22 protein-coding genes are annotated in these 25,646 nt (G+C 32.0%); 8 read left to right on the top strand and 14 right to left on the bottom strand.

The window, feature by feature from the left end; translation table 11 throughout:
• Window positions 1-160 precede the first annotated feature (160 nt).
• The 4 genes from asnB to RMO53_RS06900 all read right to left on the bottom strand — a co-directional run bounded on the left by asnB (window position 161) and on the right by RMO53_RS06900 (window position 7,789).
• A complete protein-coding gene (asnB, locus tag RMO53_RS06915) occupies window positions 161-1,837 on the bottom strand; it encodes an asparagine synthase B (RefSeq protein WP_310379242.1) in 1,677 nt (558 codons plus the stop codon).
• 236 nt (window positions 1,838-2,073) lie between these two features.
• Window positions 2,074-2,523 (bottom strand): hypothetical protein, encoded by a 450-nt coding sequence (locus RMO53_RS06910; protein ID WP_310379241.1) that lies wholly within the window; start codon window positions 2,521-2,523, stop codon window positions 2,074-2,076.
• Window positions 2,524-2,946: 423 nt separating this feature from the next.
• The gene (locus RMO53_RS06905) at window positions 2,947-4,704 is read right to left on the bottom strand and encodes a TonB-dependent receptor (protein ID WP_310379240.1); all 1,758 of its coding nucleotides are present in this window, start codon (window positions 4,702-4,704) and stop codon (window positions 2,947-2,949) included.
• A gap of 70 nt (window positions 4,705-4,774) precedes the next feature.
• Window positions 4,775-7,789, bottom strand: a complete 3,015-nt coding sequence (locus tag RMO53_RS06900) for a tetratricopeptide repeat protein (RefSeq protein ID WP_310379239.1) — start codon at window positions 7,787-7,789, stop codon at window positions 4,775-4,777.
• A gap of 195 nt (window positions 7,790-7,984) precedes the next feature.
• Here RMO53_RS06900 and RMO53_RS06895 point away from each other — a divergent pair, with 195 nt between their 5' ends.
• Genes RMO53_RS06895 through RMO53_RS06885 form a run of 3 tightly spaced genes read left to right on the top strand, consistent with a single transcriptional unit; the run spans window position 7,985 to window position 10,494 of the window.
• Window positions 7,985-8,668, top strand: coding sequence for an ATP-binding cassette domain-containing protein (locus RMO53_RS06895; protein WP_310379238.1), 684 nt, complete (start codon window positions 7,985-7,987; stop codon window positions 8,666-8,668).
• Complete coding sequence (locus RMO53_RS06890) at window positions 8,668-9,552, top strand: glycosyltransferase family 2 protein (RefSeq protein WP_310379237.1); 885 nt, start codon at window positions 8,668-8,670, stop codon at window positions 9,550-9,552. Before RMO53_RS06895 ends, RMO53_RS06890 begins: the two co-directional genes overlap by 1 nt.
• A gap of 6 nt (window positions 9,553-9,558) precedes the next feature.
• Window positions 9,559-10,494 carry a glycosyltransferase family 2 protein gene (locus RMO53_RS06885; RefSeq protein ID WP_310379236.1) on the top strand — a complete coding sequence of 312 codons (936 nt, stop codon included), beginning with the start codon at window positions 9,559-9,561 and terminating at the stop codon, window positions 10,492-10,494.
• Here RMO53_RS06885 and RMO53_RS06880 read toward each other — a convergent pair.
• From RMO53_RS06880 to RMO53_RS06835, 10 genes are all read right to left on the bottom strand, one after another.
• Window positions 10,481-10,885 (bottom strand): FdtA/QdtA family cupin domain-containing protein, encoded by a 405-nt coding sequence (locus RMO53_RS06880; protein WP_310379235.1) that lies wholly within the window; start codon window positions 10,883-10,885, stop codon window positions 10,481-10,483. The two genes, RMO53_RS06885 and RMO53_RS06880, sit on opposite strands and share 14 nt — an antisense overlap.
• Window position 10,886: 1 nt before the next feature.
• On the bottom strand, window positions 10,887-11,729 hold the full coding sequence (locus tag RMO53_RS06875; protein ID WP_310379234.1) for a glycosyltransferase family A protein: 843 nt from the start codon (window positions 11,727-11,729) through the stop codon (window positions 10,887-10,889).
• Between the two features lie 59 nt (window positions 11,730-11,788).
• Window positions 11,789-12,874 carry a glycosyltransferase gene (locus RMO53_RS06870; protein ID WP_310379233.1) on the bottom strand — a complete coding sequence of 362 codons (1,086 nt, stop codon included), beginning with the start codon at window positions 12,872-12,874 and terminating at the stop codon, window positions 11,789-11,791.
• A gap of 99 nt (window positions 12,875-12,973) precedes the next feature.
• Window positions 12,974-14,434 (bottom strand): lipopolysaccharide biosynthesis protein, encoded by a 1,461-nt coding sequence (locus RMO53_RS06865; protein ID WP_310379232.1) that lies wholly within the window; start codon window positions 14,432-14,434, stop codon window positions 12,974-12,976.
• Between the two features lie 67 nt (window positions 14,435-14,501).
• Window positions 14,502-15,857, bottom strand: coding sequence for a bifunctional cytidylyltransferase/SDR family oxidoreductase (locus RMO53_RS06860; protein WP_310379231.1), 1,356 nt, complete (start codon window positions 15,855-15,857; stop codon window positions 14,502-14,504).
• Between the two features lie 48 nt (window positions 15,858-15,905).
• Window positions 15,906-17,234, bottom strand: coding sequence for a CDP-glycerol glycerophosphotransferase family protein (locus tag RMO53_RS06855; protein WP_310379230.1), 1,329 nt, complete (start codon window positions 17,232-17,234; stop codon window positions 15,906-15,908).
• A 1-nt stretch (window position 17,235) separates the two neighbouring features.
• Entirely contained in the window at window positions 17,236-18,342 is a 1,107-nt protein-coding gene (locus RMO53_RS06850; RefSeq protein WP_310379229.1) for a DegT/DnrJ/EryC1/StrS family aminotransferase, read from the bottom strand.
• A complete protein-coding gene (locus RMO53_RS06845; protein WP_310379228.1) occupies window positions 18,339-18,812 on the bottom strand; it encodes a nucleotidyl transferase AbiEii/AbiGii toxin family protein in 474 nt (157 codons plus the stop codon). The genes RMO53_RS06850 and RMO53_RS06845 overlap by 4 nt, the downstream gene beginning before the upstream one ends.
• Complete coding sequence (locus RMO53_RS06840) at window positions 18,793-18,999, bottom strand: hypothetical protein (protein ID WP_310379227.1); 207 nt, start codon at window positions 18,997-18,999, stop codon at window positions 18,793-18,795. Before RMO53_RS06840 ends, RMO53_RS06845 begins: the two co-directional genes overlap by 20 nt.
• A 53-nt stretch (window positions 19,000-19,052) precedes the next feature.
• Window positions 19,053-20,030 (bottom strand): GNAT family N-acetyltransferase, encoded by a 978-nt coding sequence (locus RMO53_RS06835; protein ID WP_310379226.1) that lies wholly within the window; start codon window positions 20,028-20,030, stop codon window positions 19,053-19,055.
• A gap of 135 nt (window positions 20,031-20,165) precedes the next feature.
• Between RMO53_RS06835 and RMO53_RS06830 the strand changes: the two genes are divergently transcribed.
• From RMO53_RS06830 to RMO53_RS06810, 5 genes are all read left to right on the top strand, one after another.
• Window positions 20,166-20,951 carry an RNA methyltransferase gene (locus RMO53_RS06830; RefSeq protein WP_310379225.1) on the top strand — a complete coding sequence of 262 codons (786 nt, stop codon included), beginning with the start codon at window positions 20,166-20,168 and terminating at the stop codon, window positions 20,949-20,951.
• A gap of 73 nt (window positions 20,952-21,024) precedes the next feature.
• Complete coding sequence (locus RMO53_RS06825) at window positions 21,025-21,468, top strand: DoxX family protein (protein WP_310379224.1); 444 nt, start codon at window positions 21,025-21,027, stop codon at window positions 21,466-21,468.
• Window positions 21,469-21,532: 64 nt separating this feature from the next.
• A complete protein-coding gene (locus RMO53_RS06820) occupies window positions 21,533-23,752 on the top strand; it encodes a RelA/SpoT family protein (protein WP_310379272.1) in 2,220 nt (739 codons plus the stop codon).
• A 94-nt stretch (window positions 23,753-23,846) separates the two neighbouring features.
• Window positions 23,847-24,311 carry a transcriptional repressor gene (locus tag RMO53_RS06815; protein WP_310379223.1) on the top strand — a complete coding sequence of 155 codons (465 nt, stop codon included), beginning with the start codon at window positions 23,847-23,849 and terminating at the stop codon, window positions 24,309-24,311.
• A gap of 58 nt (window positions 24,312-24,369) precedes the next feature.
• Window positions 24,370-25,641, top strand: coding sequence for an adenylosuccinate synthase (locus tag RMO53_RS06810; protein ID WP_310379222.1), 1,272 nt, complete (start codon window positions 24,370-24,372; stop codon window positions 25,639-25,641).
• Window positions 25,642-25,646: the final 5 nt, after the last annotated feature.

Genomic DNA, 25,646 nt, shown 5'->3' with positions numbered 1-25,646 from the left:
TTTTATAACACGCAAATATATAAAAATGCATAGCATTTAAAGGATAAAATTGAGGTATAAGTTGGTAAGTTATTAACATTTTAGACTTTTTTTACAATAAAAAACGCTCTCCAATGGAGAACGTTTTTATATCTAAAAATTTTAAAATAAAATTCTTGTTTTATCCTTTCACATAAGCATCATCGTGAACACTTGCCACTGCTCTTCCGGATGGATCGTTCATGTTTTTAAATGCTTCATCCCATTCCAAAGCTATCTTTGTACTACAAGCCACACTCGCTTCTTGAGGAACGCATAATGCTGCTGCATCACTTGGGAAATGCTCGTGAAAAATCGAACGGTAATAATATTCTTCTTTAGATGTTGGTGTTTGCAACGGGAATTTGTATTTTGCATTAGCTAATTGCTCGTCTGAAATTTCTACAGCTACAGTAGCTTTCAAAGTGTCAATCCAACTGTATCCAACACCGTCGCTGAATTGTTCTTTTTGTCTCCAAGCAATGCTTTCTGGCAACATGTCTTCAAAAGCTTTTCGAACTACCCATTTTTCCATGGGATGTTCCTTGTTGATCATTTTATCTTGCGGATTGATGCGCATTGCTACATCCATAAATTCTTTATCCAAAAACGGTACACGACCTTCAATTCCCCAAGCGGCTAAACTTTTGTTGGCTCGCAAACAATCATACATGTGTAATTTGCTTAATTTTCGAACATTCTCTTCGTGAAATTCTCTTGAGTTTGGTGCTTTATGAAAGTATAAATATCCTCCAAAAAGTTCGTCTGCACCTTCACCAGAAAGAACCATCTTGATTCCCATTGACTTAATAACTCGTGCCATTAACCACATTGGTGTTGATGCTCTAATGGTGGTAACGTCGTAGGTTTCTAAATTGTAAACTACATCTTTTATGGCGTCTAAACCTTCTTGAATGGTGAATTTAATTTCGTGGTGAATGGTTCCAATATGATCAGCAACTTTTTGGGCTGCAGCCAAATCTGGAGAACCTTCTAATCCTACGGAAAAAGAGTGCAATTGCGGGTACCAAGCATCAACTGTGTCACCTGATTCAATACGTTTTTGGGCATATTTTTTGGCTACAGCCGATGTGATCGAAGAATCCAATCCTCCCGAAAGTAAAACTCCATAAGGCACATCGCTCATTAATTGCCTGTGAACTGCAGCTTCAAGAGCTAGTTTTATGGCGTCAATACTGGTTTCATTATCTTTTACAGCATCGTAATCAACCCATTCGCGTTTGTACCATTGCACAAATTCTCCGTCCTTACTTGACATATAATGTCCCGGAGGAAACAATTGGATTTTGGTACAATAGCCTTCTAATGCTTTCAATTCTGACGCTACATAAAAAGTGCCGTGTTCGTCCCAACCTATGTACAAAGGAATAATTCCCATGTGGTCACGAGCTACAAAGTATTCGTCTTTTTCGACATCATAAATTGCAAAACCAAAGATTCCGTTCATTTCATCAATAAAGTGCGAACCTTTTTCTTTGTATAAGGCAAGAATCACTTCGCAGTCGCTTTCGGTTTGAAAGTTATATCTTCCTTCAAATTGTTTGCGTAATTCTCTATGATTGTATATTTCGCCATTGGCAGCTAAAACAAGGCTTTTATCCTCAGTAAACAACGGTTGTTTCCCCGAAGCTGGATCTACAATTGCCAGACGTTCGTGTGAAAGAATTGCTTTTTCATTACTAAAAATCCCACTCCAATCTGGTCCTCGATGACGGATAATTTTAGACATTTCCAACACTTTAGGTCTTAAAACTTCTGCTTTTTGTTTTAAATCAAAGGCACATACTATTCCGCACATAATTTTATATTTTAACTATTTGTTTATTTTGATGGGGCAAAGATGAAGTTTTAGTTCTAATCGTAAAACATAAATAGGTTTTTTAGTTATAATTTATAACTAAAAAAGATTATTTAGATTAAAATTGTAATTAAAAAATTGTAAAAATGGAATTGAGGTTGTGGATTGTTATCCTTAGTCAAGCTTAGGAGGACACGGATAACGCTGATGCTAGCAACACAGATTGGAACGGATTTTTATTCGATATTTTCAATCAAATACCTTGTTCCATTAATCTCAAACGTAAACCCCACTTCATTTCCCATTAATTTATTTCCCAATGGCGATTGTGGAGAAAGTGCAATGATGTTGATTCCGACGATATTGATTTTTGGAAGTGCTGCACTTAAATAAAGATAAATTCCATTGGCTTTAACTAAACTTCCCACAATAATCGTTTTTGCAATTGCGGTGTAATCAATTTTGTCTAAAATAGCTTTTTGAGCTAAAACTTCTTTGAGTTTAACATTGAGTTTTTCTTGTTCAATATGCATCATTGACAATGCGGTTTCGTGTTTGTCTCCAGCTGAACCTTTGGCATCGTTCTTTGAATCTTCAGTCAAAGCCACAATCATATCCTTGAACACATCGATTCTATCTTGGACTAATTGCTGGTAATTGGCATGTATTTTTTGTTTGAAAGTCATCCAGGAAATTTAACCACAAAGTACGCAAAGATTTACGCAAGGTTCACGAAGTTTTTTTTAAAATTATAGATTATGTATTCAAAGAAAGTTTAAACACAAAGTTCACAAAGAAAGCACAAAGTTCACGAAGTTTTTTTTTAGATTATAGTTTATGTATTCAAAGAAAGTTTAACCGCAAAGTTCACGAAGAAAGCATAAAGTTCACGAAGTTTTTTTTTTAGATTATAGTTTATGTATTCAAAGAAAGTTTAACCACAAAGTTCACAAAGAAGGTGCAAAGTTCACCAATTTTTTTTTTAAAATTAGTTTTTGTAATTAGAAAAAGTTTAACCACAAAGTTCACAAAGAATCCACAAGGTTCGCAAAGGTTTAAAATTAATTTTCTGTGTTCTTCGTGCCTTCTTTGTGAACTTTGTGTTTAAGTTAAAAATCAAATTTATAATTCGCTCCCAAAACTACTTGTAAACCCTGAACAGGATAATTCAACCATTTTTGATAGGCGTTGTTAGTAATATTGTTTGCTCTGACGAAAGCCGTTAATCGATCACTGTATTTGAATCCTACATGCGCATTTAAATCGAAGTAACTTTCTAAAGTATTGGTGAAATTTGGATCAGGCAACGTCAATGAAGTCAGGTAAAATTGTTGGTCTTTTCGCTCTCCAACAAAGAACACATTAACTCCCGCATACCATTTTTGAGTTATATTAAAATGGATGTTCGAATTCAATTGTATGGAAGGCAAATTCCAAGCCTCTTTTTGAACATCATTGGTGTAACTACTAAAAGTTCCACTAATACCAAAAGACACATCATCCGAAAATTCAGCTTTTAATTCTCCATAAAAACTAACCGTTTTCATATCATCATAAACCACTTGAAAGGAATTGCCAAAAGTATAGGGTTCACTTGTATTTATATCTGCATAATCATTACTTTTAAACAAGGCTTTATTTCGTTCGTTTACATACGAAGCTCGCATGTTGTAACTCACATTGTTGATTAATTTCCCTTTTAAACCTGCATAAATATCATATTGCTTGTCCGTAGGTGCAATAGCAAATGTAGGAGACAAAAAAGGATTTTTATCCACAAAATCGAGATAGGAATTTTGTTCCAAAGTTCCTTCGGCTCCGGCATAAAATATCATTAAATCACCTACAACTTTTAAAGAAGCACTAATTTGTGGATAAATTAAAAATTTGCTGTTGCTGTTTTCGTTGTCTTTACTATAAAATAATCCCGCACCAATATTTACGGTCCAATCGTTTTCATTCATTACAAAACTTGGCGCAATACCAAAATTGGTAAAACCATATTTTATTGGAGTATTGTTCCAATAGGATTTTTTGAAGTTTCCGCTGATGTAATCCACAATCACATTCGTTTTAATCGCTTTGTCATTTAGCAATAAATTAAATGTAGGTTTTGCATAAAACCTGTTTTCAGAAGACCCAAAATCATCTCTAAAATTGTTAAACTTTACACTTGCTTCACTAAAAACTCCTTCGTTGAAATTTATTCTACTGCCAAAGTATAAAGTATTATAATCGTGTTGTGGATTGATTCCGTTTATCAAAAGTACTCGATCGCTTGGCGTTAATGAATTACCAAAACCAGCTGGCAATCCATACCAATTATAAATCTGATTTTGATACCCTAAATCAATATTCCAAGTCAAATCTTTTTTCTTAATTCCGTAGGTCAAATCAAGCGATGTGTCATAAAATTTATCTTCGAGTTCAGCAGTTTTTATTCCGCCTTGTGAGGAAAGATGTTTAAACATTCCGCCCACGTATTGATCGCTAGTTAGCTCATGTGTAACAAAAAGTTCCGCATTAAATGTTCCATAATTTCCATAGCCTAAAGTAGCATAATTGCTAAACAAATGGGCTTGTTCTTCTTTTTCAACACCTTCGGCTTTTCCTTTTGATGGTGTAAAAGTGGATGCCACAGGAAACGAAAATATATTATATTTTATGATTCCCTTTTTAGTATTCGCTTCGTCATCTAGCACAGGAGTTTCTTTTACTTTGAAAGCATCCGAAATTGAAGGCGTATATGGTTTTACAACATTTACAACTTCGGTGCTAACGCCTTCCTGCTTTTTTTGAGCGAAAGCGCATGTACTAATTGTAATTAAAAAAAGTAATGTGATTTTATTTTGAAAATTGATTTTCATAAGTTGAATTTGTTTTTGATAAGTTTCTCGACTCTCGACTGCGCTCGAGATGACACTTTTGAGTTGAAAATTAATCTGTTACCGATGAATTTGTTTTGGATTCTTCATTTTTAATACGGTTCAATTCTGTTTGAGCTTCAGCAACTACATCGGGGAAATCTGTGAAATTTTTTATCACATTTTCTAAAATGTAAGTGGCTTGAAAACTGTCTTTGAGTCCATAAAAATTCTTTGCCATTATGATTAATCCTTTAGCACCAAAATATTTATAACTAGAATAATTCTTGGCTAATTTTTGAACAAGTGCATTTGAAGTTTCGAATTTCTGGTCTTTATTTTTGAAAAATGCATCATAATAAAGTGCTTCTGCAGCCAGTTCTCCTTTAGCTATGGTTTGCAATTTGGCGTAAGCCGTTCTTGCTTTTTCCTCATCACCCGTTTGTATTGCGGCACGAGCAATTATGATTTGGGCATCGCTTTTTACATTATCATCTGTTTTTGGGTTTGCCAAAACTTTCTCGGCATACACCACAGCGCTACTAAAATCTTTGTTATTGTAATAACATTTCATCAAATTGGACTGTGCAAAGGTTTTATTTTGAGGAAAATCTGCTTCGTTTTCTAAACGTGACAATACCGGAATAGCTTTGTCATAAGTAACACTTTTTAAGAAAATTTGAGCCAATCTAGCCAATGATTGCTCTGTAAATTCATTTCTAGGTTCGTTGATTACAAATTCATAATTAGGAATTGACTGCGTTTCTTGACCTTCAGAATAATAGGATTGAGCCAGATAAAAATTTGCTTTCAAGGCATGAATTCCCTTTGGAAATTTAGAAACATAACTGCTAAAACCCGCTATTGCTTGTTTGGTGTTGTTTTGTAAATATTGTTTTTCAGCAGATTCATAAGTATCATTATCCAATTCTGAATTAGTTACCGCCACAAAGTCTAGGGTTCGAACCCAAGTTGCATATTCGTCGACTCTGCCGTTATCAACATAAATTAATCGAGCAGTTGCAACAGCTTCAAGAGCTTCGGGGGATTTTGGGAAATCGGCGGCTACTTTTTTGAATTTTGCTATAGCCAAGTCATCTTTATCCGAATTATAATAAATTAAACCTTGACGCAAAATAGCTTTTGAAGTATAAGATCCTTTTTTAAATTCTGAATTTAATTGATCATACGTTTTTATAGCCAAATCCTGTTGTCGCTCTGCAACATAAGTATTTCCTAGCTCAAACAAAGCATCATCTCTATATTCTGATTTTGGAAATAATTGTAAAAATGAATTGAGTTCGACAATTTTAGTGTCGTTTTTAGAAACAAATCCGTAACAAATTGCTTTTTGAAAATAAGCATAATCTGCATCAATGCTTTTATTATCAACTACTTTTTTATAGGCTTCAATTGCCGATGCATATTTCGTGGTTACAAAACGGCAATCCGCTAAACGCAAATACGAATCATTCAATCGTACTTTATTGTCCTTTACAAATTCAATTTGATTTTCGAAATAATTTCCCGCTTGTTCATACTCCTTCAATTTGAAATAAGCATAAGCAATGTTATAATTAATGTTTTTATATTCTGGAGTTTGCTTTGCTTGAGCTAAACCAGCAAACTGTTTGAAACTCAATAATGCGCTTTTATAATCGTCTAAAACATATTGGGTTTCTCCTTTCCAGAACGTGGCTCTGGCTGTAAAAACGGCATCTTTTTGTTCGTCAAGCGATTTTGAAAATAGCTGTGAAGCTTCTTGATATTTTGAGTCCGTGTATAATTCTAAACCGCGATAAAACGCTACTTTTTGATAGGCTAATTTGTTTTCGGGAGCATTGTTTTTCTCCAATAAAACTAGTGCTTCTTTATAATTTTTGGATGAAATATAGGAATCGATTAATAATTTTTCTATTTCTGGTTTGTTAGCATTATTGGGGTATTTTTTCATAAAACCCATCAAAACTCTAGGAACGCTTTGATATGAATTTCCTATTTCATAGCTTAATTTTGCATAATTTAAACTTGCATCTTCTTGAATAGAAGGATCAAATTCCATTTCGGAAGCATTTTTAAAAGCGTTTAAAGCTTCTTGTTTTTTGTCCAATTTTAGGTAGCTTTCCCCTAAATGATAATAGGCATTTTGGGCTACAAAATCTTTTCCACCAATGATTTTATTGAATTGAGAAATCGCATTTTCAAAATCACTTTGCTTGTAATAAGCATACCCCAATTGGTAGAAATCAGTATTATTCCATCGTCCTTTTTTGCCTTTGTATAATGACAAAAACGGAATTGATTTATCGTATTGCTTTAAATTAAAATAGCTTTCGCCAATGATTTTATTGAGCTCCGATTTTTCTGTAGCATTTGATTTTTCCATTGCTTTGGTTCCTAAATCAATAGCTTTTTGAAAATTTCCTAACTTAAAATTCATATCGGCTTGGTAATACGAAAGCTTTTCTTTGTATTTTTCCTCACCAGAAACTTCATCAAAATATTTGGTTGCTTGCTTGTAATCGTCGCCTTCATAAGCAATAAAACCCAAATAATATTTAGCTTGTGAACCGTATTCGGCAGAATTTACAACTTTATTCAAATAGGTTGTGGCTTCCTTTTTGTTTTTAGAATTAAAAAAACTATAGCCTTTTTGGAAATTAAATTTATCTAAATCTTTTGCATTTAAATTATTTTCATCCACTTGATTAAACCACTGCAAAGCTTGGGGATAATTGCCTTGAGTAAAATAATAATGAGCCACTTCAATAAAAGCCTGATTCTGTTTTATGCTTGTGGGATAATCCGAAACAAATTTTTCAATCAACAAATCCGCATTGGATTGATTGGTACGTATGGCACAATTTGCAACATAATAAGTACAATCGGATTTGAGTTCTTCATTTGTTGTAGCCGATTTCACTTTTTCGAAAATAATTTGTGCCGAGGCATATTGATTGTCCTTATATAAGGAAAGTGCTTTGTCAAAATCTTTTGAATCGTGAGTGTAAATTGCTGATTTTTGTGCAGAAACCGAAAGTGTTTTGACAAAAATAAAAACAATTAAAAGCCAAGAAAATTTACGCATTGTGTTATTGATTTAAAAATTCAAATGTATCGCATTCTAAAGTCTATAACGAAGGGCATTTAGATTTTATTATGAACAAAAGTTTTAACAATAAGTTAAAACTTGACAAAAGATTCACATTTACACAAAAAAAAAAAATTTTTATTGTTCTTGTGGTAATTGATAATTACTTTTACCCCATAAACACCACCCATTATGTCACAAACAGTATTGTCCTTAAAAAATGTAACGATTTTTCAAGAAGGAAATGTAATTTTATCAAACGTGAATCTTGATGTAAATCATGGCGAATTCATTTATATCATTGGAAAAACGGGTTCCGGAAAAAGTAGTTTTATGAAAACACTTTATGGTGATCTGGCTTTAACTCAAGGTGAAGGTAGAATTGTAGATTTTGATTTGGTTACTTTAAAAGAAGATGAAATTCCTTTTTTAAGAAGAAAAATAGGTTTTGTTTTTCAGGATTTTCAATTACTTCCAGATCGCAATGTAAAAGATAATATGTTATTTGTATTAAAAGCTACAGGTTGGAACAGTGAAACCGATATTCAAAATAAAATAGATGAAGTTTTAGACAAAGTGGGCATGAGAGATTATATTAATAAAATGCCGCATCAACTCTCCGGTGGCGAACAACAACGTATTGCCATTGCCAGAGCTTTACTCAACGATCCTGAATTTATTCTCGCCGACGAACCAACAGGAAATCTCGATCCACAAACCAGTGCCGAAGTTTTAGAGGTTTTAAAAAGCATTAATTCAAACGGAAAAACAGTTATTATGGCAACACACGATTATGCTTTGTTAATGAAATTTCCTTCTAAAACATTGAAATGTGAAGACGCCAAAATTTTTGAAGTAGTTCAAAAAGGAGTGTAATGCTATCGATACTTATTCCAATATACAACTACAATTCTTATCCTCTGGTTAAAGAATTGCACAAACAGTGTACGGAATGCAGAGTTGATTTTGAAATTTTATGCCAAGATGATGCTTCTAATGAATTTCTGAATGAAAACCAAAAGATAAATAGTATCGAAAATTGTAATTTTTCAAGAAATAATTTAAATTTTGGAAGAGGCAAAAACATCAATTCATTAGTTGAAAAATCTAAATTTGAATGGCTACTAATTCTGGATTGCGATACTTTTCCAACCGAAAACAATTATATTCAGAAATATATTTCTCAAATAAACAAAGACGAAAAGGTAGTTTATGGTGGAATCGAATACCAAAAAGAGAAACCTGCGAACGACCAATTATTGAGATGGATTTATGGCAACGCTAGAGAATCACTTTCAGTAGAAAAGAGAAATGTAAATCCAAACCGAAATGCACTGACCTCTAATTTATTAATACAGAAAAGTGTATATATTTCCAATAAATTTGATGATTCTATCACTAAATATGGCTACGAAGATTTAGTGTTTTTGTCTGGATTGAAAAAAGAGGAAATTTTAGTAAAACACATCGAAAATCCTACATATCATCTTGGATTGGAGACTTCACTACAGTTTTTAAACAAGACAAAAACCGCTCTTGAAAATCTAAAATTAATACTTGAAAAAACTTCATTACAAAGTTCAGAAAGTAAACTTTTGAAGGTTTCTATTATATCGAAAAGACTTTATTTATGTTCTTTCATTTCATTTATATTCAAAAAAACGCACCGGGAAATGGAATGCAACCTGCTTTCACGAAAACCATCATTATTGCTATTCGATTTATATAAATTGGGGTATTTTTGTACTATTAAAAAATAATTTAAAATGGTCTATTTTTCTATCATAATTCCATTATTTAATAAACAAGATCATATTGAAAACACTATGAAAAGTGTTCTAAATCAAACTTATAAAAATTACGAAATCATTGTAATAAACGATGGCTCAACAGACGAAAGTGTTTCAAAAGTGTTAGAATTTAAGGACAGTCGCATACAACTTTATAATCAGGAAAATCAAGGAGTTTCTGTGGCTAGAAATCTTGGAATTGAAAAAGCAAAATACAACTATATAGCTTTTCTTGATGCAGACGATTTGTGGATGGAAAACCATTTAGAAACTCTAGAAAATTTAATCAAGGATTTTCCAAATGCGGGAATTTTTGCCTCGCGGTACCAATTAGTTTTTAAGGAAGGAAAAGTAACTATTCCCAAATTCAAAGGAATTGCTACTGATTTTTATGGTATTGTCCACGATTATTTTGACGCCAGTTTAAATTATGCAGTTACCACATCGTCTTCGGTTGTAGTTCCCAAATGGGTTTTTGAAGGAATCGGAATTTTTAAACCAAATATTACAAGCGGAGAAGATATTGACATGTGGATTCGGATTGCAACTAAACATACTGTTGCGATAAGCAATAAAATTACAGCATCATATATTCATTACATCCAAAACAGCCTTTCTAAAATCTCTATTTTAGAACATGAAATAAAAAATTTTAACGATTATAAACTCGAAGAACTATCCAATCCGAGTTTAAAAAAATATTTGGATCTTTATAGAATAGAATATGCCTTGCAATATAAAATAGCAGGAGAAAAATCTATTTCGATGCAATTGTACCGTGATATTGATAAAAAAAATATTAAACTAAAATCAAAAATAGTATTTCAACTCCCGAGAAAAATTTTACTGATTTTACTGCAATTGAAACAGTATTTAAGAAGCAAAGGAATTGATTTTTCTATTTATCAATAATTTTTATAAAACGTTTAAATTCCTTCAAATTTCGAATATAATCCTCTTCGATATAGACATCCGAAGCGACAACTAAACATACAGCTCCAGAGGAGAAATTTGCAAGTTCCCGCCAAATTCCTGGTTTTATTAGTAATCCAACATTTGGTTTGTTTAGCGTAACTGTGCTTTTCTGTTTACCATTATTTAAAATCACATCAAAACTTCCTGATAAAGCCACCAGAAATTGTTGCAAATTTTTGTGTGCATGTCCGCCACGTTCTGCTCCACTCGGGATGTCATACACATAATACACGCGCTTGATATCAAAAGGAATGGTATCTCCTTCTATAACCGAAAGATTGCCTCTTCGATCTTCGATTTTTGGGAGTGAAATGATTTGGATATCCATATTATTTTCCATTTAGAATGCTTTCCATTATTTTACGCCCTTTTTTGGCACTATTCAGCGCTTTAAAAATTGCACTTAATTTTATTTTATTCTGTTTTAAATCAAAAAACAACTTTAGAAATAACCAATACGTATAGTTTTTTTTTAAAACCCTTGTCAATACTGCTCCATGAATATAGTACCTTTCATTCATACCCTTTTTATCAGATGTAGTCAAGCCATTATGCTTCACAAGTATTTGATTTTCATAGGAAATTTGCTGCTTTTTATTTTCTAAATCGAATAAAAAAACAGCTTCTTCTCCCATTTCAAAACTGGCGCCCAAACCAAAATTTTCATCAAATCGAATTCCTATTGAATCTAGCCTTTCTTTATTTATTGTCATTTCGATAGAACCAACATTGAAAACATCAAAAGTATTCAATTGCTTTTTAGAATCGGTAGGATATTTTTTTAAAAAAGTACCGTTTTGATTGATTGCACAAAAATTGATTGCGGTTGCATGCTGAAATTTATTGTAAGCTGCTATTATTTTTGAAACAAAATCGTTTTGATAAACCACATCATCATCGGCGATGACTAGAATTTTTTTTACTGCATTTTCAAGTGCTAAATTCCTGCTTTTTGACAACCCTTTTTCAGACGAATTGATTACTCTAATGTTAGGATAATCCGAAATTAAAAGAGTTTCACTTGTCGTTTGATTAATTATTAATATTGAGAATTCTGAAAAATGAGAGAATGGAAACATTCCAACTAAAAAATCTAATGAATCTTTATTCATTGTAGCAATCAAGATTTCTATGTCAGTTTCTTTATAAATTGTATCAAAATTTTCTTTCATAACTTCACAAATATAAATATTTCTTAGTAAGGATAAAATGAAAATATTTTTGCAAATAGTTATTTACTTTTCCAAAAATCAATATACTGTTTTGCCACGTTTATATAATTATGGTGTTCTTCGATGAATTTTCTGCTGTTGAATGAAATTTCAGGAATGTTTTTTTTATTTGAAATCAATTTTTCCAATTTATCATAAATATCGTCTCTTGAAGGAAAGACATTTACAATTGGAAAATTATTTTTTTCGTTTAACAATTCATACATTTCAGGCTCACCACCACCCATCAAAACCAACCCTTGAGCCATACCAATTAGTCCATTCATTCCTGGTGTATACGAATAGATCTGGTCTAAAACAACATCAGATTCTGCCATAATTTTCACATATTGTGACCATGGCATAGATTCTACTTTATTTATCAAAACCTCTTTTGGATATGCAGCTTCTATTTTCAATAATTCTTCAAGCAGTATATCTGTCCCTTTTAATTTAGTTTTAAGCCTTTGAATACCTATAAAAAATTTAATTTTTTCAACATTATTCCCTTTCTGTTCATAATGTAGTAAATCCGTATTAATGGGCAAGGGTATGTATTTTAATTTCTCTTTATAGTAGGGTTCGTAAGCAATATTATACTCATACAAGCATGAAATAATACCATTACAAGTTTCGGCAACCTCAATACTAGCCTCTTCTAATTGAGTGCCAATCCAACTGCATTTGTATATATCTAAAGGTGTTTTTCCAATAAACAAATCAGAATATTTAAGAATTTTATTTTCAATACAAGTTTTCTCCCAAAAGTAATCAGAACCAAAAGCACCCAAAAAAACTTTGGTGTTGTTTTTAAGCAAAAATCTATAAAAATAAAGATTTCGTTGTATATTCAAATTCAGAAACGAAGGATTGTTTATTTGAACAACGTCATAATTTTTAAATTTCCTAAAATTATTATGAACCTTTACAAGATATTTAATTGAATTATAAAAATCATACCCAGAACGAGATAAATTAATATCACTACTGTTTTCCATCCAACCACCACCATCAGAAACCACTGTAACATCATGCCCCAACAACTTAAGCCCTGTTGCTAAAGTAGAGTGAAGATTGCTGAATTCACCTATTAAGAGTATTTTCATAATTTTTTTAAACTTGTCAAATATTTTAGATACAATAAATCAATACTCCCCTTTTCTCAAATAAATTACTACTTAAATAAAATTATCAAAGGCTTTGATTTATTTCACTAACTCACTCGTTTTTTTAAATTTTAAAATCAATTCCAAAACTTCTTTTAACTCTTCTAATTTTAATAACCAACAAATAAGCAAATAAGTCAACACTCCAACTGCTCCTCCAATAAATAATTGTAAAATTAAATTTTCAAAAAAATAAGTCATGATAAAAACCGGAATTGCCATTACAATTGTAGCTCCAAAAACAGGAAGCATTTCTTTTAATTGGTCAATTGGACCATACCCATAAAGCTTTCCGGGAAGATATGCATTGATAATAAACGATATTGCCGAAGTGATTACATGACCAATTATCATGGCTTTTACACCTAGTGGAATTGTAATTATCATAGCGAGTACTGTTAAAGGAAATTTAGATAAATCTACTTTTAAGTATAAATCTGACCGCCCAACTGCATTTAATAAATTCATATTGACAACACTCATTGGATAAAAAATACGTGCAAAAACCATCCATTGTAAAAGAGGAATGAGTGTTGCCCATTTTTCAGTAAATAATAATAGAACTATTGGCTTTGCCAGCAAGGCAATAAGAGTTATAAATGGGATAATAAAAAAAGCTGACATACGAATCATCCTGCTAAACACAGAAATTAATTTTTCTTTATCATGCTGCAACGATGCGAGAATGGGGAATGTAGCCTGTTGCAAAACACTAACAACTGTTCCCGCAGAAAGGTCTGCAAAACTTTTAGCTCTTGTATAAAAGCCCAATGAAGCCGATGAATAGAATCTACCAATACATATATTATAAATATTATTTAATAGTTGAGCATATAAACCAGCTATTAGAAGTTTTGAACCAAAACCAAATAATGAATTAAAAGATTTTATTGAAAAAACAATAGAAGGTTTCCAACTACTAAAAAACCATAAAGTCATAGACGAGGCCAAAGAACCTGAGAGAATTTGAATAACCAAACTCCAAACTCCATAACCCTTTACCGCAAATATCACCCCACATAATCCACCAATAATCATCCCAATAACATTACTCTTGGCTATTGCTTTAAAATCTATGGCAATTGTTAATTTTGTTCGTTGAACGATTCCAAATGCGTTTATAAACAAGTTCAGGCTCAACATTCTTGTTAAATCAATTAATTGTGGTTGCTTGAAGAAAGAGGCAATAAAAGGTGCTGCAAAAAAAAGAAACAAATAAAAGATGCCACTTACGGCTAAATTAAACACAAACAATGTTGAAAAGTCAATGGCTTCTCTATTTTGCTTTTGAATTAAACCTGTCCCCAAACCACTTTCAATAAAAATTTGTGAGAGTCCAATAAAAATAGTTAACATTCCTATTAACCCAAAATCCTCGGGTACCAGAATTCGTGCAAGCACAATACTGACAAAAAATTGCCCAAATTGAACAGCAAATTTATCAATAGCCGACCAAAAAATTCCTTTAGTAGCAACTGTTTTCAGAGAAGTATTGTGCATTTAAAAAAAATTAAATTTGTGTACTTTAATTGGTAAAATCCTACATTCACTGCATTTTAACTTTCCTTTAAAGTCGAATATCAATAACTTGTCCCGTATAACTAGACAACAAAGTCTGAATACATCTTAAAGCAACTATATCCGGTTTCAACAAAGTGTTTTCTGGCTCATTGCCAAAATTTTTCATTCTCATTGGTGTTTGTGTGCGTTCTGGATTGATACAATTCACTTTAATACCCAACGTATCCCATTCTTGGGATATTGCCTGAACAAAATTAACCGTAGCTGCTTTAGTAGAGGAATAAATACTATAAAAAGCTCTACCTCGAGTGTAGGAACTAGATGTAAAAAACAAAATATGTCCCTTTGATTCTTTTAAATACGGTAAGGCCGCAAGAGCAATGTTAACCATTCCAAAATAATTAATATTTATGGAGTCACTAATAGTTTGATAACTCATTGTCGCTAATGGTTCTCTTTGTAAAACCCCAGCGGTATTGATAATAAAATCTATTTTTTTTTCTATTTGAAACACTTTGTCCAATGCGTTTTTTACATCTTCAATTTTAGAAATATCAACATTATTTTCACCACGAGAGAAACTATAAACGCGAGCTCCATTAGAAAGTCCTAAATCCACAACACTTTTACCAATGCCTTTAGATCCACCAAAAACGACAATGACTTTTTCCGATAGACATTCCTCTGATAATTGAATATTTTGAATCTCAACTGAACGTAATTGAAACAACTTGTCTAACAAGTACGTATCCTCAGGATAAGTTAACTTCATATTGACCTCTTCTCCTTTTACAACAAATATTTTTTCTTCTAGCAAATATTTGCTTACTATGCCACAATCATCAGTAGCCTTGAAATTTTCATCTTTAAGTGCAAGTTCATAAGCTTTTGCAATAATTTCCTGTTTAAATCCTTGTGGAGTTTGTCCTCTACGCATTTTCTCTCTATCGGGAATTGCAGTTATAATATCGTTATCAACTTCAATAATCGTGTCAGCAGAATTTATTGCAACATCAACGGCATTGTAATCCTTCATGGAATTAACTACATCATTTATAATTCTTTGACTGACTAATGGACGTGCTGCATCATGGAAAATTAAATTAGCTTGCTTAAAGTCGTGATAAGCATTAACAGCAGCAAGACTAGAATGATACCGCTCTTTACCGCCTATCAAAATACGTTTCACCTTTTGCCATCCATTTTCAACAATCATATCTTCTACCATAAATATATAATGATTGTCTATTACAATAGCAATTTCGTCTATAAATTCATTCTTTTCAAACGCATCAACAGCATGTTCGATAACCATCTTTCCAGCAACTTTATAAAACTGCTTAGGCAAAGACATTCCCAATCTTGCTCCCAATCCACCTGCTAAAATAACAGCTATATTCATCTATTCAATTTTTGAGTAAATTATAAATTTTGAAAAAACATCCTAAAATTATTGAAATATTTGATTCTCTAAATAGTTCAATATGTTTTCAGATGCGTTAAAATTGTTTTTTTGTATTAGTGTATTTTGGACAAAAGTATTGCGCTCTTCTTTCATCCAATCATTTTCAGCCAATACGACATTTTCAATAAAATCTATTACTTGTTTATCATTTCTGGATTGATAATGAACCGACAGTGCTTTATCTCCAAAATCACTCCATTCCTTCATAATTGATTCGTTCCTAATCATAAAAAGGGATGGTTTTCCGGTAATGAGATATTCAGACATGAATGAACCACAATCATGAATCATTGCATCCGATGTTAAAAAAAGATCTACATATTCAGAATTTTCGAACTGTCCATTATCAAGCTTGTCCCATTTATTATAATATATATCTGTTTTTTCTTTACCCCAATTTGGATCTTTCTCTAATTTAACTCTTAATAAAGGATGCGGTTTAAATGCAATTTGTACTTTATTCTGATAATTTAAAGCTAATTCTAAAAAAATATCATAATATTCCAAAAAATTTGACACCTTATTTAACTCATTCATTGAATGATGTGGCGCCCAAATAATTTTTTTAAGATTTTTATTTTTCCAAACAGCTGCATTTGGCGTTTTGTTGATCAATAGTTTGTCGAATCCTGGATAACCAGTTATAACACTATTTTGCCCTTTATTTGTTTGTTTTTGCGAAGCTATTTCTTTGTGAATGGAAGTTTCAGAAAAAATTTTCCAAACTAGATTGTGAAAATCTAAATTATAAAACATCTCATAATTAGTGGTCATAACAGCATAAGGAACATAACATGTTAAATGTTTTGAAAATGCTTTTAAAAAGTATCTATGGTCTTGTAAGCCTTCATATGGATTAGTATAAAATATTATATCAGGTGAGTGAATTTTTTGAATATCTAAATAAGCATCAGTTTCTTCATCAAATGTTTTGATAACATTATATCCCTTTTCCTTAAATGATTCAAATGCTTTATCCATTTCAAACAACATATTATCTTTGCCATAATTCACAACTGGGCAAACAAAAATTAAAGGTTCAAATCGAGGATGTTTCAACATTAAATCAAAAAGCACTTCATATTTCCAAACCGATTCATGAATCAAAAAGAAAGCTACTTTTACCTTATCTTTTTTTCTTAAGATTTCAAGTGCTTTGCGATGTTGCCATATAGCTTTTTTGATTGAATAGAATTTATATAAATCTTTAAAATATGTAAATCTATAAATTTTAATAAATATAATACCTGTTTTTTTAGGCACATATTTCTTAAAAAATTGTTTTAATTCTCTCCTTTTTTTTACAAATTCCAATTTAATATTGATTTAAAATTTCAATAACATAATTTACCTCATCTAATGTCAATACTGGACTCATTGGCAAACTCAAGACCTCATTGTGTGTCTTTTCAGTGATAGGAAAAGCCAAATGATTCCATTTAACAAACGCTTTTTGCTGGTGTGGCGGAATAGGATAATGAATCATCGTTTGAATACCTTTTTCTTGTAAAAATTCCTGTAATTCATCTCTATTTTGGGTTCGAATGACAAACAAATGAAAAACGTGAGATTCCATAGTTCCATGCAATGAGACAGTTGGTAAAGTAATTTTATCGTTTTTTATCTCTGATAAATACTGTTTAGCAATTGCTTTTCGTTTATTATTTTCAGCATCTAAATGAGGTAATTTTACATTCAAAAAAGCAGCTTGAATTTCGTCAAGCCTTGAATTTACACCAATATAGTTGTTGTAATATTTCGTTTCTGAGCCGTAGTTTCTCATTGATCGAATGGTTTTTGCTAAAGCGGAATCGTTTGTCATCACTGCACCAGCATCACCCAAAGCTCCAAGATTTTTCCCTGGATAAAAGCTAAAAGCAGCAGCATTAGATAAATTTCCTGCCTTTCTAAAATCTGAAATTGCTCCGTGAGCTTGTGCAGCATCTTCTATAACCAGAAGATTATTCTGATTGGCAATTTCATTTATTTTGTCCATTTCTGCCAATTGTCCGTATAGGTGAACAGCTAAAATTGCCTTTGTTTTTGGAGTAATTTTATCTTGAATCAAATCGGGGTTGATGTTGTAGGTTTCTAATTTTGGCTCGACCAAAACTGGAATTAAATCAGCATGCAAAATTGCCAATACACTCGCAATATAGGTATTTGCAGGAACAATTACTTCGTCGCCTTTTTGTAATTTCCCCAGTTGTATATAACCATTAAAAATTAATATCAAAGCATCCAACCCATTTCCGACTCCAATACAATGTTTTGTACCGCAAAAACTGGCAAATATAGTTTCAAATTCCTTGACTTCGTTCCCTAAAACATACCAACCGTTATCCATTACCAATTTCAATTTTTCTTGAAAGGCTGCTTCATAAGGCTCATTTATTTTTTTTAAATCAAGAAAGTGTATCATTCCTTGTTTATTTCTCGAAGTTGCTGAATATCTAATAAATCTTTTGGTCTGTTTGCTTTTATTTTACTGGTAATTAAATCTTCAAGAGAGAGTACATTCCATCGCAAAAATTCATTGTCGTTAACAATTACGACTTCGCTTTCTTTATATGCTTCATCAAAAGTTTTATTGATATTAAAATTTGTAATTAACTCTAAATCCAAGTCAATTGGCGAAAATTTTACCGAGATGTTTTGAAGTTTATTTTTTACATCAGATGGAAAATCATCAATTTCATATCCCATTTCTTTAAAAACAAGAACTAATTTTTTTAAATTTTCATCAGTAGTTTCAATCCAAATATCAACATCAGCCGAATGACGTTGATAGCCATGAAAATTGACTGCTGCGCCACCAACAAATAACATTCTGACCTGATTTTTATTCGCTAACTTTACAAATTCGTCAATTTTATTTTCCCAGATTTGCATTTTTAGTAGATTTTATCTCGATTACAAAATTTTTTGATTTCTTGTTTTTATAATTTTTAACCGGAAAATAACTTAATCGTTCGGACAATCTCAAAAAGCTATAAAGGCGTTCCGCACCAGAAAGTTTCAAAAAATTTTCTAATTGTTCACGATTATTTTCTTCTTTTGTTTGAAATTTAATTTCCATACTAATTTGTTACAGTTATCAAAAATAAATTATTTTGTCTTAATCCTTTTCAATTATAATAAAACATCGTTTAATTTAAAATAATTCTTGGTTTCCACCTCATAAAAATCATGAATTATCGTACTTGCTCCAAAACTTTCTTTCCAATACGTCAACCCTTCGTTTAATTTTTTTCCTTGCGATTCATTGGAAATTCCAAAATCGAAAAATCGTTTTTTGGCAAACACATCTGTAATCAAAAAATGGTATAAAAAATCTAAACTTCCCAAATTATCGGCAGTTTCATTTTTAGAAATGTATTGACAATGCGCTACAGTTGAACTTTCGAAAATGGTTGTTCCTGCAATAATTTTACCGTTATAATAAACATTAAACTGACGAATGTTTTTCGGGAAAAAGGCCTTTAATAAATGCATTTCCTCAACAGAATGTACGGGTTTTGCATCGTGCTTTTTGTCTAAATTAGGAATTAAAACTTCGTTCCAAAACAACTCAAAATCTTCCACTTCATTGATTTCTAAACCATTTGAAATTCCTTTTTGAATGCCTCTATTTCTAATTTTTGAAACTTTATTATTTTGTGATAAATCCAATACTGACAAACTATCTCTCCGTACTAATTGGGCTTGAGCCAAAAACAATGCATAATTTAACTCTTCGGCTGGTTTTTGATGATAAATAGAAGGTATTAATTTTAGTTGCAATTTTTCGATTTTATTTTCATTCAAAAAAGCCAAAATACTTTTGAAAATTTCAAGTACCGAAGCGAGTTTTGTGCTGTCGTCATAGATTAATCCGCCATAAGTCAACCCTTGATGCGAGAAAATTTCGTTTTCAACCTGATTCGCAGGAAGCACAGCAACCCATTTTTTATTATCTAAAACAACTAACGAATAATCCTCAAATCGTTCCTTATGATATTCCATAAAATCCCGATGAAATAAAAAGGTAGCGTTTTTGGCTTGACCAATAAAGGCATTCCAATTCTCGTAATCACTTTGTTGGTATTTCTTAACAGAGTAGCTTTTCACTATTTGATTTTAACTTTGTGAAATTAAGCATTTTTTATTTATATACTAAACCACAAAATTACAATTAACAATCTAATGCAAATTATAGCCAAAAACCTTTGTAACTTTGAAGCTTTGTAACTTTTTATTTTCAAAATGAAACAAATCACTTCGGCACAAAATCCATTTATAAAATCACTGGTACTTTTACAGGAAAAAGCAAAAGCTCGAAAACAATCGGGAACTTTTTTAATCGAAGGACTTCGAGAAATAACTCTCGCAATCAAAGGCGGTTACATTGTTGAGACTATTTTATTTCTACCCGAATTAATATCAGAAACCGAAGCAAAAAAACTCTCGACGAACGCTGAATTAATCGAAATTTCGAAAGAAATCTATCAAAAACTGGCTTATCGCGATACAACCGAAGGGATTCTGGCGGTTGCCAAAACCAAATCAACTCAACTATCTGATTTAAAATTATCCCAAAATCCATTGATTCTTATTGCCGAAGCACCGGAAAAACCAGGAAATATTGGTGCATTGTTGCGCACTTCGGATGCAGCAAATCTAGATGCAGTAATTATAGCCAACCCAAAAAGTGATTTGTACAACCCCAATATTGTGCGTTCGAGTGTGGGTTGTTTGTTCACTAATCAAATTGCAACAGGAACAACTACTGAAATTATTGAATTTTTAAAACAACGAAAAATCAATTTTTACTGTGCCACTTTGCAAAATTCGACTTCCTATCACACTCAGGATTTTACAAAACCAACTGCTTTGGTTGTTGGCACAGAGGCAACTGGACTCACCCAAGAATGGCGAGACCATGCTACTCAAAATATAATCATCCCAATGCAAGGCGAGATTGACAGTATGAATGTATCAGTTGCAGCGGCAATTTTGATTTTTGAGGCAAAAAGACAAAGAGGATTTTGAACCGAAAAAAATATTTTATTATCGTATTTAAAATAGTAAATTTGGATTTAACTTTCTTCTAAAACCATTTACCATGAAAAAATTAGCATTAAATTCATTTCAACCTATTAATTTAGATTTAGGATTACTATTTATTAGAATAATTATTGGTCTTTTAATGGCATTTTATGGTTACGAAAAATTAATCCATTTCGAAACAATGGCAGCCTCTGATTTTTGGACAAAAAACGTAAATTTTCTAGGTTTTACAGGAAAAATTCCATTGGCATTAACTGTTTTTGCTGAATTATTTTGCAGTATCTTATTGATAATAGGTTTGCTATCAAGGCTTGCATTAATTCCATTATTAATATGTATGGGTTTTATAATAGTTGCAATTATGCAATTTTCAGTACTAAATTCTGGAGATAATGGTTATGAGATCAATACGGCTTTTGTCTATTTTATTATATATCTAGCGTTATTTTTTACAGGTCCAGGCAAATACAGTTTAGATAGTAGATTTTTAAAGTCCTAAATTTAAATTTTCTTAAAACACACCTAAATCCTATTCCTGCTTTTAGAAATTGAACAACAAAATTATGGTTGAGATTGATATCGAAAGAGAAAATAAAGCAATTGCACAAGAATACAAAGAGCTACTTCGGATCAGTTATCAAACTTTAACTACCGAAGACAAGAAACTCATACGTAAAGCTTTTGACGTTGCTGTTGATGCCCATAAAGATCAAAGAAGAAAATCTGGTGAAGCTTATATTTTTCATCCTATTGCTGTTGCCAAAATAGTAGCTTCAGAAATAGGTTTGGGAGCAACATCTATTGCCGCAGCATTGATGCATGACGTCGTCGAAGATACTCCAATAACGGTCGAAGATATCGAACGAATGTTCAACCCCAAAGTAGCTCATCTAGTTGATGGTTTGACAAAAATTTCTAAGGTTCAAAAGGATTTAAATGTATCGATGCAAGCCGAGAATTTTAGAAAAATGATTCTGACTCTCAATGACGACGTACGGGTAATTCTCATAAAAATAGCCGATAGACTCCATAATATGCAAACTATGGATGCTATGGAAAACTATAAACAAGTTAAAATTGCATCCGAAACATTATATATTTATGCTCCACTTGCCCATCGATTAGGGCTTTATAAAATAAAAAACAAACTGGAGGATTTAGGTTTAAAGTACACAGAACCAGAAATATACGACAGTATTGTTAGCAAAATAAAAGAAACGAAGGAGGAACAAGATGCTTATATTGCATCCATTTCTGAAGTACTTCAAAAAGCATTAGACGAGGAAAAAATTGATTACATCATAAAAGGCAGACCAAAATCGATTTATTCTATCCATTTAAAAATAAAAGCACAAAATGTTAGTTTCGACGAAGTCTATGATAAGTTCGCCTTACGAATTGTATATAAATCAAATCCTCACGAAGAAAAATTTGTAGCCTGGAAAATTTATTCCATAGTTACAGATCACTACCGTCCCAGTCCAAGCCGTTTAAGAGATTGGATTTCATCCCCGAAATCTACAGGCTATGAAGCCTTACACATCACCGTTATGGGACCAAAAGGGAGATGGGTCGAAGTGCAAGTTCGAAGTGAACGCATGAATGAGATTGCCGAAAAAGGCTATGCAGCACATTACAAATACAAACAAGGTGAAACCGAAGAAGGCGGTCTTGATATTTGGCTCAATTTATTAAAAGAAGCTTTAGAAAATTCTGAAACCAATGCAGTAGATTTTGTAGAAGACTTTAAAATGAATTTATATTCAAAAGAAATCTATGTGTTTACCCCAAAAGGCGAAATTAAATCTTTGCCCAAAGGAGCAACTTCATTAGATTTTGCTTTTAGTATACATTCAGAAATTGGAATACGAACCAGAGGAACACGAGTTAACGGGAAATTAGTACCGCTAAATCACGAATTAAAAAGCGGCGATCAAATTGAAGTTATTACCTCATTGCATCAAAAACCCACTCTCAACTGGCTGGATTATGTAACCACATCGAGAGCAAAAAATAAAATAAAAAACGTACTAAACGAAGATGTCAAAAAAACTGCCGAAGATGGAAAAGAAATCCTTACTCGAAAATTAAAGCACTTAAAAATAACTTTGAGCGAAACTGTAGTAAACGAGTTAGTCAACTTTTTTAAACTCAAAACAAGTTTAGATTTATTTTATAGAATTGGAGTTGGAGCAATTGAAAATCAACAATTAAAAGATTATGCTTCCCAAAAAAACAATGCCTTTATTAATTTTTTTAAAAACAAAATAAAACGTACCCCAACCACTACTAATCAAGACATTCACAAACAAATCATAAGCAGTAATTATGATATGATTGTTTTTGGAAAAGAACACGACAAATTAGATTACAAACTATCACAATGTTGTAATCCTATTCCTGGCGATGAAGTTTTTGGGTTTGTAACCGTAAACGAAGGCATCAAAGTGCACAAAAAAGATTGCCCAAACGCAATTGGGTTACAATCTAACTACGCCTACAGAATTATGTTAGCAAAATGGATAGACTCAACACAAGAAGAATTTAAAGCCATTTTACAAATCACAGGAATGGATACTTTAGGACTCACGAACAAGCTCACTAAAGTAATATCAAACAATATGAATGTAAATATTCAAAGTATTTCTTTGAATACTGATGCAGGGATTTTTCAGGGTCAAATCGCTGTAATTGTTCAAAATAATACTATTTTAAAAAGGATGATCAATAATATAAAAAATATTGATGGTATTGATAAAGTAACTCGGGTATATAAAAATTGACCCTATTGCGAATCATTGAAAGTTACTCTTTTAATAAGTAAACTTTTAACGCTTAAACTTCTAAACTAAAAAATAAAATTTATCTTTGCCTGATATGACAAAAATTTCTTTAGATAACGATAAAAATCAAGAAATTGTAAAAAATGTTTTTACAATGTATCTTGAAAACAAAGGACATCGTAAAACTCCCGAACGATATGCAATCCTCAAAGAAATTTATGATAGTGAAGAACATTTTGATATAGAAAACCTTTATATTAAAATGAAAAATAAAAACTACCGAGTTAGTAGAGCAACATTATACAATACTATAGAGCTTTTATTAGAGTCTGCACTAGTTCGTAAACACCAATTTGGACAGAACCAAGCGCATTACGAAAAATCCTATTTCGACAAACAACACGATCACATCATAATGACAGATTCAGGCGATGTAATCGAATTTTGTGATCCCAGAATACAAACTATTAAAAAAACTATTGAAGAAATTTTTGATATTGAAATCACCAATCACTCCCTTTATTTTTACGGTAATAAGAAACCCCAAAATAACACATAGGGTTCAATTCAAAACAATAAAAACAAACAACACCTAACAACTACAAATAACACACAGAATGACCGTAGATTTATTACTAGGATTACAATGGGGAGACGAAGGCAAAGGAAAAATCGTTGACGTACTTACTTCAAAATACGATATTATAGCTCGTTTTCAAGGCGGACCAAATGCAGGACACACTTTAGAATTTGACGGAATTAAACATGTTTTGAGAACTATTCCTTCTGGGATTTTTCATAAAACTGCCCTAAATATTATTGGAAACGGAGTCGTTATTGACCCAGTAGTTTTTCAAAAAGAAATCGAAGGTTTAGCCAAATTTAATTTAGACATCAAAAGTAAATTAATAATTTCCAGAAAAGCACATTTAATTTTACCTACACACCGATTGCTAGACGCCGCTTCTGAGGCTGCAAAAGGGAAAGCCAAAATTGGTTCAACGCTTAAAGGTATTGGCCCGACTTATATGGATAAAACGGGTAGAAACGGAATTCGTGTTGGCGATATTGAACTCGAAGATTTCAAAGATAGATACAGAGCTTTAGCAAACAAGCACGAAGAAATGATCAAATTCTATGATGTTGCTATTCAATACAATTTAGCCGAAATGGAAATAGAATTCTTTGAAGCTATTGAAGAATTAAAAAAATTAGATTTTATTGATAGCGAAGAATATTTGCACCAAGCTCAAAAAGCAGGAAAATCAATTTTATGCGAAGGCGCACAAGGTTCATTACTTGACGTAGATTTTGGAACGTATCCGTTTGTAACCTCCTCAAACACCACTGCAGCTGGTGCTTGTACCGGTTTAGGGATTGCTCCAAATAAAATAAAAGAAGTCTATGGAATTTTCAAAGCCTATGTAACTCGTGTAGGAAGTGGTCCATTTCCAACAGAACTTTTTGACGAGGATGGAGAAACAATGGCTCGTGTAGGTAACGAATTTGGATCGGTAACAGGACGAAAAAGACGCTGTGGTTGGCTAGATTTAGTCGCACTAAAATATGCGGTACAAGTTAATGGCGTTACGCAACTGATGATGATGAAAGGCGATGTGCTTTCGGGATTTAAAACCTTAAAAGTATGTACTGCATACCATTATAAAGGTCAAAATATCTCCCATTTTCCTTATAATATCGAACCAGAAAATGTAACTCCGGTTTACCAAGATTTCAAAGGATGGCATCAAGATTTGACTGGAATGACAACTTATGACGAATTGCCAATCGAGTTAAAAGATTATATTGCGTTTATAGAAGCTGCTGTCGAAGTTCCTATAAAAATTGTATCGGTTGGACCGGACAGAAAACAAACCATACTGAAATAAAATTA

This window comes from Flavobacterium sp. (assembly GCF_031409475.1).
GTDB lineage: Bacteria > Bacteroidota > Bacteroidia > Flavobacteriales > Flavobacteriaceae > Flavobacterium.
The sequence above is the reverse complement of the archived record's forward strand: the minus strand, read 5'-3'. Positions and strand labels throughout refer to the sequence as shown.